Source organism: Phaeovulum sp. W22_SRMD_FR3, assembly GCF_052113705.1.
Taxonomy (GTDB): domain Bacteria; phylum Pseudomonadota; class Alphaproteobacteria; order Rhodobacterales; family Rhodobacteraceae; genus JBGQOG01.
This window is the reverse complement of sequence record NZ_JBGQOG010000002.1, coordinates 366,231-379,895: the sequence shown is the minus strand read 5'-3', so window position 1 is coordinate 379,895 and position 13,665 is coordinate 366,231. Positions and strand designations below refer to the sequence as shown.

Genomic DNA, 13,665 nt, shown 5'->3' with positions numbered 1-13,665 from the left:
CGGAGAAACCTCCGGGCCTTTCATTTCGTATTTTAATTTCAGCCCGTCAGAGGTCTGGACGCGGATCAGGCCCCCGAAGCGATGATCGCTTTCGCCAGAATCGGCACCGTCTCGCTGTTCAGCCCGGCGATGTTCAAACGCGAGTCGCCGACCATGTAGATGGCATTGTCCACCCGCATGGTTTCCACCTGCTCGGGCGTGGCCCCCAGGCGCGAGAACATGCCGCGGTGCTTGGCGACAAAGTCAAACCGGTCGGAGTTCGACAGCTGGCGCAGCTCGGCGGCCAGTGCCTCGCGCAGGCCCAGCATGCCCAGACGCACCTCTTCCAGCTCGGCCATCCACTCCGCGCGCAGCGCCGGATCGGTCAGCACCATCGTCACCAGACGCGCGCCGTGATCGGGCGCAAAGGAGTAGTTCTGACGGTTGAGATAGGCGAGCGTGCCCTGCGTGACATCGCGCGTCGCGGCATCGGTCAGCACCATCAGAATGCCGGTCCGCTCGCGGTAGATCCCGAAGTTCTTCGAGCAGGAGGCCGCGATCATCACTTCCGGCAGACGCGATGCGATCAGCCGGGTGCCCGCCGCATCTTCGTCCAGCCCGTCGCCAAAGCCCTGATAGGCGAGGTCGATCATCGGGATCGCGCCCTTGGCCTCCAGCAGATCGGCGACCACACCCCATTGCTCCAGCGTCAGATTGGCGCCGGTCGGGTTGTGGCAGCAGCCGTGCAGCAAGACCACATCGCCCGGTTTCACCGCGCCCAGATCCTCGATCATCGCATCAAAGCTGACCGAACGGCTGGCATTGTCGAAATAGCGGTAGAGTTTGTAGTCCTGTTTCATGAAGGACAGGATCGACAGATGGTTCGGCCAGGTCGGGTCCGAGACCCAGATCGTGCAGCCCGGATTGGCCATGCGCGCCAGTTCAAACCCCTGACGGCAGGCGCCGGTGCCCCCCACCGTGGCCAGAGCCGACAAACGGTCCTTCGGATAGTCGGCACCCAGTACCATTTCCGCCATGGCGGCGTGATAGGCAGGCTCGCCCGCCAGTGCGGTATAGGTCTTGGTGGTCTCGGTTTCCCAAAGCTGCTTTTCCGCCGCCTTGATCGCCCGCATCACCGGGGTCAGGCCGGTCGCATCCTTGTAGACGCCGACGCCGAGGTCGATTTTCGTCGGGCGCGGATCGGCTTTGAACTGGCCCATCAGCGCCAGAATTTTGTCCGGCGCCTGCGGTTTGAGGGTGTTGAACATCTGAGATCACCTGCAGAAAAGCCGCGGCCCGCGCCGCGGCTGGGGGTTAAAATCGGACAAGCCCTCAGGGCTTGGCGGTGGCAACACGCAGATCGTTATACATGCCCCATTCCGCCCATGACCCGTCATAGAGCGAATGGTTGCGGTGGCCGATCCGCTCCAGCGCGAGGCTGAGAATGGCGGCGGAAACGCCCGAGCCACAGGTGGTGATGACCGGCTTGGCCAGATCCACCCCTGCCGCCTCGAATTTCGCGCGCAACGCCTCTGGCGGCAGCAAGGTGCCCTCCGGCGTGATCAGATCGCGGTGCGGCAGGTTTTTCGAGCCGGGAATATGCCCCGCGCGCAGACCCGGGCGCGGCTCGGCCGCCTCGCCGCGGTAGCGGTTGGCGGCGCGGGCGTCGACGATGTCCCAATCGCCAAGCTTGGAAGCATGCGCCACCTGCGTCACATCCTTCACCAGATGCGCCTGCCGCTGCACGGTCATGTGACGGTCGCGGATGACGGGGGGCATGTCCTCGACCGGGCGGCCCTCGGCGCGCCATTTCGGCAAGCCCCCGTCCAGCACGGCCACATCCATCTTGCCCATCAGCTTGAACGTCCACCAGACGCGCGGCGCCGAGAAAATGCCGTGGCCGTCATAGATCACCACCTGATGACCATCGCCCACACCCATCGCCCGCATCCGGCTGATGAATTTCTCGACCGGCGGCGCCATATGCGGCAGTTCCGAGCGTTGGTCCGAAATCTCGTCAATATCGAAGAAGCGCGCGCCCGGAATATGCCCGGCGTCATATTCGGCGATGGCATCGCGCCCCATGTCGGGCAGATACCAGGAGGCGTCGATCACCCGCAGATCCGGGTCCTTGGCATGCGCCGCGAGCCAGTCTGTCGAGACCAGCACCCGCGGGTCATCTGCCTTCGCGCCATCGGTTTTCGAGCTGTCCTGAGCCATCTGCGCCTCCCGCCTGTGCCTCCCCGTGCATACAAAGAGGCCCCCGGCCACGCAAGCGCAACCGGGCAGGAATTCACTCACGATTTCCGTGTTAGCGCCCGCCTCAGCGGTTGTTTTGCTTCAACAGCCGCTGGCGGTCGCGGTCCCAGTCGCGTTTCGCTTCGGTCGCGCGCTTGTCGGCGGCCTTTTTGCCCTTGGCGACGCCGAGCTTGATCTTCACCCGGCCGCGGTCGTTGAAATACATCACCATCGGCACGATGGTCATCCCCTCGCGCCCGACCGCCTGCCAGAGCCGCGACAGCTCTTTCTTCGAGACCAGCAGCTTGCGCCGCCGCCGTTCTTCATGGCCAAAGACACCGGCCTGAAAATACGGCGCGATATAGCTGTTGATCAGCCACAACTCGCCGCTCTCGATGCTGGCATAGCTCTCGGCAATGTTCGACTGCCCGACCCGGAGCGATTTCACCTCAGAGCCGTTCAGCATGATCCCCGCCTCGAGATCGCTCTCGATGGCATAATCGAATCGCGCCCGGCGGTTCTCGGCGATGGTCTTGGAATTGGGATCGTGTTTCTTGTTCATGATCGCCCCGAGATAGTGGCCCGGCGGCCCGCTGTCCAGATGCGCGGGCCGCAGGCGGTAGCATTGACCGCGTTCAGGCGCGTATTTCGGCCCGCAACGCGTCCATCAGCTTCTGCAAAAGCTCGACGCTCTTCTCATCGTGCAGTTTGCCCGCCGCATCAAAGGCCTTGTTGGCCCCCGGGATCAGGATCTCCGGCGCGGTCAGCACGCGGGCATTGAACGGGGTCAGCATCCAGCGCAGGACATACTGGCTGCGCTCGCCGCCGGCCCTTCCCGCCGCCGAGGACATGATCGCCACCGGCTTGCCCGCGAAGGCCGCCCCCGGCACCCGGCTGATCCAGTCGAGCGCGTTTTTCAGCACCCCCGGCGGGGCCTTGTTGTATTCCGGCGTCGAGATGATGATCGCATCGGCCCCGCGCACCTGATCGGCCAGACGGGTCACCACTTCCGGAATCCCCTCCGCCTCAAGATCGCCATCATAGAGCGGCAGCCGCAGGTCGGCCTCGGTGAAATCGGCGGGGGCAAACAGCCGCGCCGCTTCGCGCATCAGCATGCGGTTGGAGGAGTCGGCCCGCAATGCGCCACAGATCCCGAGAAGCTTATGTTTCGCTAGTTCATGTTCTGGCATTCAAACCTCATTCCAAATCATCCGGGCAACAGGCTTGCCCCCGCCACGCCTCCGCGCCACTCTCGCAACGCGAGAGCGGGAGGAAAAGATGCGACATGGTGGAGAAATTCTGGTTGCGGCCCTGAAAGCACAGGGGGTCGAGCGGGTGTTCTCGGTCCCGGGCGAAAGTTTTCTGGCCGCGCTTGACGCGCTGTATGACAGCGGCATCGACAATATCGTCTGCCGCCACGAAGGCGGGGCGGCGATGATGGCCGAGGCTACCGGCAAGCTGACCGGCAAACCCGGCATTGCTTTTGTCACCCGCGGCCCCGGTGCCTGCAACGCCAGCGCGGGCGTCCATATCGCGCATCAGGACAGCACGCCGATGATCCTGTTCATCGGTCAGATCGACCGCGGCCACCGCGACCGGCAGGCCTTTCAGGAGGTGGATTACCGCGCGATGTTCGGCCCGCTTGCGAAATGGGTGGCCGAGATCGACAGCACCGAGCGGCTGCCGGAATATCTCGCCCGCGCCTTTCAGATCGCCACCTCGGGCCGCCCGGGTCCGGTGGTGCTGGCGCTGCCGGAAGATATGCTCTCGGCCCGCGCCGACACGCCCGATCTGCCGCCCGCCCCCGCCCGTCCCGCCTCGGTCAGCCCGAGCGATATTACCGCGATCACCGAAGCGCTCGCCCGCGCCGAACGCCCGCTGGTGGTGGCCGGAGGCTCGGTCTGGTCGGCAGAGGCGGCGGCGGATCTGGCACGGTTCGCCGAAAACTGGGGCCTGCCCGTCGCGGTGTCTTTCCGCCGTCAGGGGCATGTCGACAACCGGCATCCGCATTACGTGGGCGATCTCGGCATCGGCATGAACCCGAAACTGGGCGCCCGGCTGAAGGACTGCGATTGCCTGCTGGTGCTGGGCGCGCGCATCTCGGATTCGATGACGCTGGGCTATACGCTGATCGACCCCGCCGCTCCGGGCAAAACCATCCTGCATGTGCATCCCGGTGCCGATGAGCTGGGCCATGTCTACCGCCCCGACCTCGCCATCGCCGCCGATCCGCGCGCGGTGATCGCCGCGCTGGCCGCCACCCCCGCCCCGCGCCGCTGGGAGGTCGAAGTGACCGCCGCCCGCGCCGATTACGAGGCCTGGCAGCAGCCGAAACCCACGCCGGGCGCGGTGAAGATGGAGGAGGTGATCCTCTGGCTCAGCCACAATCTGCGCGAGGATGCGGTGCTGACCAATGGCGCGGGCAATTACGCCGCCTTCCTGCACCGCTATTTCCGCTACAAAACCTATGCGACGCAGGCCGCGCCCACCTCGGGCAGCATGGGCTATGGCCTGCCCGCCGCGATTGCCGCGAAGCTGCAATTTCCCGAGCGGCAAGCCATCTGCCTTGCGGGGGATGGCTGTCTGCAAATGACGGTGAACGAGCTGTCGACGGCGGCGCAACACGGGGCGGCGGTGATCGTGCTGGTGGCGAATAATGGCCGCTATGGCACCATCCGCATGCATCAGGAAAAGCATTACCCTGCCCGCGTTTCCGGCACCGACCTCGCCAACCCCGATTTCGCGGCGCTGGCGCAGGCCTATGGCGGCTTTGGCGCCACGGTGCGCGAGATGGCCGATCTCGCCCCGGCTTTCGCCGCCGCCGAAGCCTCAGGTCGCTTCGCGGTGATCGAGCTGGTGCTTGACCCCGAGGCGCTCTCGACCGCGCTGACACTGAGCGAGACGCGGGCGATAGGGCTGGCCGCTACAGGAAAAAGCTGAGCACCCAAGGGGCGAGGAACGCGGTCAAGACCGCGTTCAGCCCCATGCCGATCCCGGCAAAGGCACCGGCGGTCTCATGCACCTGAAAGGCGCGCGCGGTGCCAATGCCATGCGCGGCAACGCCGGTGGCAAAGCCGCGCGCGCGCCAGTCCTTCAGCCCCAGCGCGTTCAGCATCGGCGTGACGGTGATCGCGCCGATCATGCCGGTCAGCAGCACCAGCGCCGCCGTCAGCGTCGGCGCGCCGCCCAGCCGCTCGGAAATTCCGATCGCCACCGGTGCCGTCGCGGATTTCGGCGCGAGCGAGGCGAGGATGCCCGCATCCGCCCCCAGCGCCCAGGCAATGAGCAGCGCGGAGAAGACAGCGGTGAACGAGCCCGCCACCAGTGCCGCAATCATCGGCAGCGCCGCGCGCCGCACATGGCCAAGGTTCAGCCAGAGCGGCACGGCCAGCGCCACCGTCGCGGGCCCCAGCATGAAATGCACGAACTGCGCCCCCTCGAAATAGGTTTGATAGGGCGTGCCCGTACCCGCCAGCACCAGCGCCAGAATAATCACCGCCAGCATCACCGGGTTCATCCAGGGCTTGCGGCCCGAGCGGCGAAAACCGATGTCGCCCAGCCAATAGGCCAGAAGCGTCGCGGTCAGCCACAACAGCGGCCCCTGCGTCAGATAGCTCCAGATCAGCGCCGGATCACTCATCTTCCACCTCCGCAAAGGCCGGATCTTCGGCGGGCACCGCCCGCCCCTCGGTCAACCGCGCGACGCCGGTGAAAACCAGCGCCCCCACCACAATGGCGAGCGGGGTCGAAACCACGAGCGCCAGCCCGATGGCCAAAGCGTTCACCTCCAGCTCATGCAGATGCGCCACCACACCCACCCCGGCGGGCACGAACAGAAGCGAGAGATTGGCCAATAGCCCCTGCGCCGTGGGCCGCACCAGATCCACCAGACGCGGAAACAGGCCAAAGGCCGCGACGAGGCCCAGCATGCCGAGTACCGGGCCGGGCAAGGGCAGCGCCAGCGCCCGGCTGATCACCTCTCCCGCCAGCTGAAACCCGAGCAATGTCACCAATGCGGGGATCATCATCACCTCCTGACCGCTTTTGCGCCAAACTAGGCCGCAGGGCCGCCGCGTGATAGCCCCCACCGCTGCAAGGCAGCCTTGCGTTCTGGGTCCAAGCGCTGCGGATCGCCGCCCGCCCGCGCCGGATTGACAGCGGCCCCCATTGCACGAAAAACTCGCGCCCTGTATCAGGGCCAACCCGGCCCCGCCCGGCCCGCACGCCCCACCTGCCGCCCCCCGGCCCAAAGGACCCCGCCTTGCGCTTCACCCGCCTGCGCCTCAACGGTTTCAAAAGCTTCGTGGACCCCACCGATCTGGTGATCCACGACGGGCTGACCGGCGTGGTGGGCCCGAATGGCTGCGGCAAGTCGAACCTCCTGGAGGCGATGCGCTGGGTGATGGGCGAAAACCGCCCCTCGGCCATGCGCGGCGGCGGCATGGAAGATGTGATCTTTGCCGGCGCGGCCACCCGTGGTGCCCGGCATTTCGCCGAAGTCTCGCTCTCCATCGACAATTCCGAACGGCTGGCCCCCTCGGGCTTCAATGATCAGGACACCGTCGAGATCGTGCGGCGGATCACCCGCGATGCGGGCTCGGCCTATAAGGTCAACACCAAGGATGTGCGCGCCCGCGATGTGCAGATGCTCTTCGCCGATGCCTCTACCGGCGCGCATTCGCCCGCACTGGTGCGGCAGGGGCAGATTTCGGAACTGATCAACGCGCGCCCCAAGGCGCGGCGGCGGATTCTGGAAGAGGCGGCGGGGATCTCCGGCCTTTACCAGCGGCGGCACGAGGCCGAGCTGAAGCTGAACGGCGCCGAGCAGAACCTTGTCCGGGTGGCGGATGTGGTCGAGCAGCTGGCGGGGCAGATCGGCACTTTGGCCCGGCAGGCGCGGCAGGCAGCGCGCTACCGCGAGATTGGCGTGGATCTGCGGCGCGCCGAGGGCATGCTGCTCTATCGCCGTTGGCGCGAGGCGGATCTGGCCCGCGCCGAAGCCGAAGCCGCGCTGACCGACCGCGCCCGGCAGGCGGCGATGGCCGAGGGTGCCGCGCGTTTCGCCACTCAGGCACGCGACGGACATGAGGCTGCGCTCCCGCCCCTCCGCGAGGAGGAAGCGATTGCCGGGGCGATCCTGCAACGGCTGACGCTGCAGCGTGACGCGCTCGGCGATCAGGAGGCGCGGGCGCAACAGCTGATCGAGACGCTGCAGGGCCGCATCACCCAGCTCATCCGCGACATGGAGCGCGAGGCGGGGCTGAACAAGGATGCGGGCGAAACGATCACCCAGCTCGACTGGGAAATGGGCCAGATCCTGAAGGCGACCGAGGGGCATGAGGCGCGGCTGGCCGAGGCGGCCGCGATGGCGCATGAATCCGCCGAGGTGCTGGCCGCGCGCGAAGAAGACCTGAGCCAGCAAACCGAGGATGTCGCCCGCCTCGCCGCGCGGCACCAATCGGTGCAACGTCTGGTCACCGACAGCCGCGCGAGCCTGCAAAAAACCGAGACCGAGGCGCAGCGTGCGCAGGATGCCGCCCGCGAGGCCGCCGCCGCACAATCCCGCGCCGCCGAAGACCATGCCGCCGCCGAAGAGGCGCTGGCCGAGGCGCAGGCGGATGCCGAAGAGGCCGAGGCCGCGCTTTTGGCCGCCGAAGAGGCCCGCGCCGAGATTCAGGGCCGCGAATCCGATGCCCGCGCCATGCGCTCGGAAGCCGAAGGCGAGGCCGGGGCGCTCCGCGCCGAAGTGGCCGCCCTTGCGCGTCTGGTCGAGCGCGAGGCCGCGAGCGGCAAGCAACTCCTCGATCATCTGACGGTGGAGCCGGGCTATGAGGCGGCACTGGGTGCGGCCCTGGCCGATGATCTGCGCGCGCCGGAGGTGGATGCCAGCGCCGCCTCGGGCTGGAGCGCTTTGCCCGATTATGACGACACCGCGCCGCTGCCTGCGGGGGCCGCGCCGCTCGCGCCGCATGTGGGCGCGCCCGCCGTGCTCGACCGGCGTCTGGCGCAGATCGGCCTCGTGCCCGACCGCGCCACCGGGGCGGCCCTGCAAGCGGCCCTCGGCCCCGGTCAGCGGCTGGTGACGCTGGAGGGCGACCTCTGGCGCTGGGATGGGTTCCGCGCTGGGGCCGAGGATGCCCCCTCCGCCGCCGCCTTGCGCTTGCGGCAGCTGAACCGTCTGGTGGAACTGAAACGCGACCTCGAAGAGATCGCTGCCCGCGCCGCCGGGGCGCAACAGGCGCATGAGGTGCTGACCCGCGCGCTGGCCGAGGCGGGCCATGCCGATCAAGCGGCGCGGGCTGCCCGGCGCGAGGCAGACCACCGGGTGGCGGAAACCGGCCGCGCGCTCAGCCGTGCCGAGGCCGACCGCTCGATCGCGGGCGGCAAGCTGGAGGCCGCAGAGCGCGCCGTGGCCCGCTACCGCGACGAGGCGGAAGAGGCGCAGATCCGGCTGGAAGAGGCGGAAGCGGGCCTTGAAGACCTCGACGATCTCGACGCCGCGCGCGGTCAGGTGGAACGGATCAAGCTGACGGTGGAAGCCGCGCGGATGACAATGATCACCCGTCGGGCGGGCCATGACGAGATCCGCCGCGAGGGCGACGCCCGCCTGCGCCGCAAGCAAGAGATCACCAAGGAAATCTCGGGCTGGCGGCACCGGCTGGAGACCGCCGAGAAGCGCAGCGCCGAGCTGGCCGAGCGGCGGGCCGAGGCCGAGGAGGCGCTGGCCGAGGCGCGCGAGGTTCCCGAAGACCTCGCCATCAAGCGCGAAGAGCTGAGCGAGGCCATTGAGGCCGCCGAGGCCCGCCGCGGCGAGGCCGCCGAGGCATTGCATGCCGCCGAATCCGCCCTTCGCGCCGCGCAGGAGGCCGAGCGCGAGGCCGAGCGTCTGGCCGGCGAAGCGCGCGAGGCCCGCGCCCGCGCCGAAGCCCGTGCCGAGGCCACGCGTGAGGCGCTGACCTTTGCCGCCGAGCGGATCTTTGAGGAAACCGAGACCACGCCCCCCGCTTTGCTCGACACGCTCGCCGCCGATCCCGAGGCGATGCCGGGGATTGAGGAGCTGGAAATCGACGTGGCGCGGCTGAAACGCCAGCGCGAGGCCCTGGGCGCGGTGAACCTGCGCGCCGAGGAAGATGCGCGCGAAGTGCAGACCGAGCATGATGCGCTGGTGAAGGAGAAATCCGATCTGGAGGCCGCCATCGCCACCCTGCGCTCTGGCATCGCCAGCCTGAACCGCGAGGGGCGTGAGCGGCTCTTGACCGCCTTTGAACAGGTGAACGAGAGCTTCCGTACCCTCTTCACCCATCTCTTCAACGGCGGCGAAGCGAACCTTGTGCTGGTGGAAAGCGACGATCCGCTGGACGCGGGGCTTGAGATCATGTGCCAGCCGCCGGGCAAGAAACTCTCGACGCTAAGCCTGCTCTCCGGCGGTGAGCAGACATTGACGGCTCTGGCGCTGATCTTTGCGGTCTTCCTCGCCAATCCGGCGCCGATCTGCGTGCTGGACGAGGTGGACGCGCCGCTGGATGACGCCAATGTCACCCGCTTCTGCGACCTCCTGGATGAGATGACGCGGCGCACGGATACCCGTTTCCTGATCATCACCCACCATGCGGTGACGATGAGCCGGATGGACCGGCTGTTCGGGGTGACAATGGCGGAACAGGGTGTCAGCCAGCTGGTCAGCGTCGACCTGAAGAAGGCGACAGCCCTTGTGGCGTAATATTTTTCCGCAAAAGCAGAAAATTCAGTAACTTCAGAATAAGGATTATGGAGATGGCCGGCTTCGCCGCGAAGATCGCCGAATTGGGGTTGATTTTACCGCCGGCACCTGCGCCTTCGGCCAATTACCTGCCCTATGTCCAGAGCGGTCATCACCTCTACATCTCGGGGCAGGTCAGTCAGACCGCCGAGGGGGTGATCACCGGGCGGCTCGGGGCGGATATGGATCTGGCGGCAGGGATCGTGGCCGCGCGGGCCTCGGCGCTCGCCATCCTTGCGCAACTGCACGCGGCACTGGCAGGCGACCTTGATCGCGTGCAAAGGCTGGTGAAACTGACAGGATTTGTCACTTCCACCCCGGAATTCACCCAGATTCCGCAGGTGATCAATGGCGCTTCCGATCTGATGGTGGCAGTGTTCGGCCAGCGCGGGCGCCATGCCCGCACGGCGGTTGCCGCCCCCATCCTGCCCCGGGGGGCCGCCGTCGAAATCGACGCGATATTTGAGGTGTCCTGACATGCTTCCTGCCGACTTTTGCCGCCTGCCCATCGCCCATCGCGCCCTGCACAACCGCGCCGAAGGCCGCCCCGAAAACAGCCGCGCCGCGATCCGCGCCGCCATCGCCGCGGGCTATGGCATCGAGATTGACCTGCAACCCTCGGCCGATGGCGTGCCGATGGTGTTCCACGACGAAGAGCTGATGCGGCTGACCGGCACCGCCGGGCGCATCACCGATCTGCCCGCCGCCAAACTGCGGATGCTGCGGCTGATCGGTGGCGATGAAGGCATCCCGACCTTCGCCGAGGTGCTGGAGATTGTCGCGGGTCAGGTGCCGCTTCTGGTCGAGATCAAGGATCAGGATGGCGCGCTCGGCCCCAAGGTTGGCGCGCTGGAGGCGGCGGCGACCGAGGCGCTGAAGGGCTATCAGGGCCCGGTGGCGCTGATGAGTTTCAACCCGCACTCGGTGGCGGCATTGGCGGAGCTCGCGCCCGAGATTCCGCGCGGCCTGACCACCGAGGCCTTTGTCTCGAACGAATGGCCGATCACCGATCCGGCGATCCGCGCGCATCTGGCGGAGATCGCGGATTATGACCGCGTTGGTGCCTCGTTCATCTCGCATGATGCAGCCGATCTGGCGCGGCCACGGGTGGCAGAGCTGAAGGCGGCAGGGGCGCGTATCCTGTGCTGGACGATCCGCTCGGCGGAGGCGGAGGCACAGGCGCGGACGGTTGCCGAGAACATCACCTTTGAGGGCTATCTGGCGGCACATCCGGCCTGAAACCCTGCCACTGCAGGGCAAGTCGCGGGCTTGCCCCTTGAAATCGCGCGCTTTTGCCCCACCCTGACAGGGGGCAAGGGCGACAGACAGGAAAGTGAGCCAATGCAGGATGCGGTGGAAATCACAGTGCTGTCGTCGCTGGACGAGATCACGGCCGAAGACTGGGACGCCTGCGCCGCCCCCGAATGCGCCGATGGCGGCAGGCCCTTTGACCCTTTCACCACCCACCGGTTTTTGCACGCGCTGGAGGCCTCGGGTTCCGTCGGCCCCGGCACCGGCTGGGCACCGCATCCGATGGTGGCGCGGCGTGGCGGCCAGATCATCGCCGTGGCGCCGCTGTATCTGAAAACACACAGCCAGGGCGAATACATCTTTGACCACGGCTGGGCCGATGCGCTGGAGCGGGCGGGCGGGCGCTACTACCCGAAACTGCAATGCGCGGTGCCGTTTTCGCCGGTCACCGGGCGGCGTCTCCTGTGCCGCCCCGGGCATGAGAGCGAGGGGCGGGCCGCCCTGCTGCAGGGGATGGCACAGCTGGCGGATCAGGCCGGGCTCTCCTCGGTGCATGTGACCTTTTGCACCGAGGATGAGCTGCCCAGCGGTGAGGCCAGCGATTATCTGCACCGCGTCACCCAGCAGTTCCATTGGGAGAACCGCGGCTACCGCAGCTATGACGATTTCCTCGCCGCCCTGTCGTCGCGCAAGCGCAAGGCCCTGCGCAAGGAACGCGCACAGGCGCAGGGCTTTGGCGGCACGATCCGGCAATTGACCGGGGCCGAGATCCTGCCCGAACATTGGGATGCGTTCTGGCATTTTTATCAGGACACCGGCGCGCGCAAATGGGGCCAGCCCTATCTGACCCGCGCCTTTTTCGACATTGCCGCGCAAACGCTCTCTGAGGATTGCCTCTTGGTGCTGGCCGAGCGCGACGGGCGTCCGGTGGCAGGGGCGCTGAACCTGATCGGGCGCGAAACGCTCTTTGGCCGCTATTGGGGCTGCGTCGAAGATCACCCCTCGCTGCATTTCGAACTCTGCTATCATCAGGCCATCGACTGGGCGTTGGCGCAGGGCCTGAAACGGGTCGAGGCGGGCGCGCAGGGCGAGCATAAACTGGCGCGCGGCTATCTGCCGAGCCCGATCCACTCGTTGCACTGGATCGCGCATCCCGGCTTTCGCCGCGCCGTTGCCGATTATCTCGACCATGAAATGCGGGCCATGGACGACGAGATGGAAGCGCTCACCGCCTATGGCCCGTTCCGCAAATCGACCGAGGAGGAGATGAAATGAAGATTTCGCTCAACGACACACGGCTCTCGAACCTGCTCGCCAAGGGCTGGGCGCTGACACCGAATGCCCATGGCATGACCCGGCATTGGCAGTTCGCGGATTTCACCACCGCGTTCAGCTTTATGACCCAATCGGCGTTTTTCGCCGAAAAATGGAACCACCACCCCGATTGGCGCAATTCCTATGCGCAGGTCTGGGTCACCCTGACCACACATGACGCAGGCGGCCTGACCGAACTTGACCTGAAACTGGCAGATAAGATGGAGACGATTTCATGGACCTTTCCGCATTCACAGGCTGGCTGACCGAAGAACGGGTGACGCTGGCCATCGCGCTGGCGCTGAACGTCGTCTATGCCATCGTCATCCTGATCCTGGCACTGGCCATCGCAGGCTGGGTCAAGCGCCGGATCGAGGCATTGTCGAAAAGCTATCCCCGGCTGGACGCAACGCTGTTCGGGTTTCTGGGCAATCTGGTGCGCTATCTGATCCTCGCCATGGCGGCGATCTTTGTGCTCGGGCGCTTCGGGATTCAGACCACCTCGCTGGTGGCGTTGATCGGGGCGGCGGGTCTGGCGATTGGTCTGGCGTTGCAGGGCACCCTGTCCAACCTCGCCTCCGGGGTGATGCTGATCCTGTTCCGCCCTTTCCGGGTGGGGGATTACATCGAGGCGGGGTCCGAGGCCGGGACCGTGGTGGAAATCTCGCTCTTTTACACCGAATTGCGCAGCTATGACGGGCTGCAGCTGATCATCCCGAATTCCGACATCTGGTCCTCGTCGATCAAGAATTACTCGGCCAATGCCACCCGTCTGGTCGATCTGACCATTGGCGTCTCTTATGACAGCGATCTCAAGCGCGCCGAAGAGGTGCTGGCGGGTATTGCCGCCTCCGATCCGCGCGTGCTGGCCGATCCGGAGCCCTTCATCAAGGTCAAGGAACTGGGCGACAGCTCGGTCAATTTCGTGTTCCGCGTCTGGTCGGCCCGCAGCGATTGGTGGGCGCTGAAATGCGACCTGAACCGCGCGATCAAGGATGCCTTTGACGAGGCGGGCGTTGGCATTCCCTTCCCGACGCAAACCGTCATCTACGACGGCGGCAAGACCGAGCCGCCCGCCGGGCTGCGCACGAACTGAGCGCCCCCAAACGGCCGACGCGTGGCAA

The 13,665-nt window shown here is 66.6% G+C and carries 13 protein-coding genes; 7 read left to right on the top strand and 6 right to left on the bottom strand.

Annotation, left to right across the window (positions count from 1 at the left end; translation table 11 throughout):
* Positions 1-65 precede the first annotated feature (65 nt).
* From ACEN2S_RS04100 to ACEN2S_RS04085, 4 genes are all read right to left on the bottom strand, one after another.
* On the bottom strand, positions 66-1,247 hold the full coding sequence (locus ACEN2S_RS04100; RefSeq protein WP_441862734.1) for an amino acid aminotransferase: 1,182 nt from the start codon (positions 1,245-1,247) through the stop codon (positions 66-68).
* A gap of 64 nt (positions 1,248-1,311) precedes the next feature.
* Entirely contained in the window at positions 1,312-2,199 is an 888-nt protein-coding gene (gene sseA / locus ACEN2S_RS04095) for a 3-mercaptopyruvate sulfurtransferase (RefSeq protein ID WP_441862731.1), read from the bottom strand.
* A gap of 103 nt (positions 2,200-2,302) precedes the next feature.
* Positions 2,303-2,779 (bottom strand): SsrA-binding protein SmpB, encoded by a 477-nt coding sequence (gene smpB / locus ACEN2S_RS04090; protein WP_441862728.1) that lies wholly within the window; start codon positions 2,777-2,779, stop codon positions 2,303-2,305.
* Between the two features lie 73 nt (positions 2,780-2,852).
* On the bottom strand, positions 2,853-3,407 hold the full coding sequence (locus tag ACEN2S_RS04085; RefSeq protein WP_441862725.1) for an NADPH-dependent FMN reductase: 555 nt from the start codon (positions 3,405-3,407) through the stop codon (positions 2,853-2,855).
* An 88-nt stretch (positions 3,408-3,495) separates the two neighbouring features.
* Here ACEN2S_RS04085 and ACEN2S_RS04080 point away from each other — a divergent pair, with 88 nt between their 5' ends.
* Entirely contained in the window at positions 3,496-5,157 is a 1,662-nt protein-coding gene (locus tag ACEN2S_RS04080) for a thiamine pyrophosphate-binding protein (protein ID WP_441862722.1), read from the top strand.
* On the opposite strand, the gene ACEN2S_RS04075 is transcribed toward ACEN2S_RS04080, so the two are convergent.
* Positions 5,141-5,857, bottom strand: a complete 717-nt coding sequence (locus tag ACEN2S_RS04075; protein ID WP_441862719.1) for an LrgB family protein — start codon at positions 5,855-5,857, stop codon at positions 5,141-5,143. The two genes, ACEN2S_RS04080 and ACEN2S_RS04075, sit on opposite strands and share 17 nt — an antisense overlap.
* Positions 5,850-6,242, bottom strand: coding sequence for a CidA/LrgA family protein (locus tag ACEN2S_RS04070; RefSeq protein WP_441862716.1), 393 nt, complete (start codon positions 6,240-6,242; stop codon positions 5,850-5,852). Before ACEN2S_RS04070 ends, ACEN2S_RS04075 begins: the two co-directional genes overlap by 8 nt.
* 236 nt (positions 6,243-6,478) lie before the next feature.
* On the opposite strand from ACEN2S_RS04070, the gene smc reads away from it, so the two are divergent.
* From smc to ACEN2S_RS04040, 6 genes are all read left to right on the top strand, one after another.
* Positions 6,479-9,937, top strand: coding sequence for a chromosome segregation protein SMC (gene smc, locus ACEN2S_RS04065; protein ID WP_441862713.1), 3,459 nt, complete (start codon positions 6,479-6,481; stop codon positions 9,935-9,937).
* A 53-nt stretch (positions 9,938-9,990) separates the two neighbouring features.
* Positions 9,991-10,452, top strand: coding sequence for a RidA family protein (locus tag ACEN2S_RS04060; RefSeq protein WP_441862711.1), 462 nt, complete (start codon positions 9,991-9,993; stop codon positions 10,450-10,452).
* Entirely contained in the window at positions 10,439-11,215 is a 777-nt protein-coding gene (locus tag ACEN2S_RS04055) for a glycerophosphodiester phosphodiesterase family protein (protein WP_441862708.1), read from the top strand. Before ACEN2S_RS04060 ends, ACEN2S_RS04055 begins: the two co-directional genes overlap by 14 nt.
* Positions 11,216-11,317: 102 nt before the next feature.
* Positions 11,318-12,502: a GNAT family N-acetyltransferase gene (locus ACEN2S_RS04050; RefSeq protein ID WP_441862705.1), complete on the top strand. Its 1,185-nt coding sequence runs from the start codon at positions 11,318-11,320 to the stop codon at positions 12,500-12,502.
* The gene (locus ACEN2S_RS04045; RefSeq protein WP_441862702.1) at positions 12,499-12,807 is read left to right on the top strand and encodes a 4a-hydroxytetrahydrobiopterin dehydratase; all 309 of its coding nucleotides are present in this window, start codon (positions 12,499-12,501) and stop codon (positions 12,805-12,807) included. The genes ACEN2S_RS04050 and ACEN2S_RS04045 overlap by 4 nt, the downstream gene beginning before the upstream one ends.
* A complete protein-coding gene (locus tag ACEN2S_RS04040) occupies positions 12,777-13,637 on the top strand; it encodes a mechanosensitive ion channel family protein (protein WP_441862699.1) in 861 nt (286 codons plus the stop codon). The genes ACEN2S_RS04045 and ACEN2S_RS04040 overlap by 31 nt, the downstream gene beginning before the upstream one ends.
* The last annotated feature ends 28 nt before the right edge of the window (positions 13,638-13,665 follow it).

What these genes read in the sequence shown, in the direction of transcription:
- ACEN2S_RS04100 (WP_441862734.1), bottom strand. Translation starts at nt 1,247, where the DNA reads ATGTTCAACACCCTCAAACCGCAGGCGCCGGACAAAATTCTGGCGCTG.
- sseA (WP_441862731.1), bottom strand. Translation starts at nt 2,199, where the DNA reads ATGGCTCAGGACAGCTCGAAAACCGATGGCGCGAAGGCAGATGACCCG.
- smpB (WP_441862728.1), bottom strand. Translation starts at nt 2,779, where the DNA reads ATGAACAAGAAACACGATCCCAATTCCAAGACCATCGCCGAGAACCGC.
- ACEN2S_RS04085 (WP_441862725.1), bottom strand. Translation starts at nt 3,407, where the DNA reads ATGCCAGAACATGAACTAGCGAAACATAAGCTTCTCGGGATCTGTGGC.
- ACEN2S_RS04080 (WP_441862722.1), top strand. Translation starts at nt 3,496, where the DNA reads ATGCGACATGGTGGAGAAATTCTGGTTGCGGCCCTGAAAGCACAGGGG.
- ACEN2S_RS04075 (WP_441862719.1), bottom strand. Translation starts at nt 5,857, where the DNA reads ATGAGTGATCCGGCGCTGATCTGGAGCTATCTGACGCAGGGGCCGCTG.
- ACEN2S_RS04070 (WP_441862716.1), bottom strand. Translation starts at nt 6,242, where the DNA reads ATGATCCCCGCATTGGTGACATTGCTCGGGTTTCAGCTGGCGGGAGAG.
- ACEN2S_RS04060 (WP_441862711.1), top strand. Translation starts at nt 9,991, where the DNA reads ATGGCCGGCTTCGCCGCGAAGATCGCCGAATTGGGGTTGATTTTACCG.
- ACEN2S_RS04050 (WP_441862705.1), top strand. Translation starts at nt 11,318, where the DNA reads ATGCAGGATGCGGTGGAAATCACAGTGCTGTCGTCGCTGGACGAGATC.
- ACEN2S_RS04045 (WP_441862702.1), top strand. Translation starts at nt 12,499, where the DNA reads ATGAAGATTTCGCTCAACGACACACGGCTCTCGAACCTGCTCGCCAAG.
- ACEN2S_RS04040 (WP_441862699.1), top strand. Translation starts at nt 12,777, where the DNA reads ATGGACCTTTCCGCATTCACAGGCTGGCTGACCGAAGAACGGGTGACG.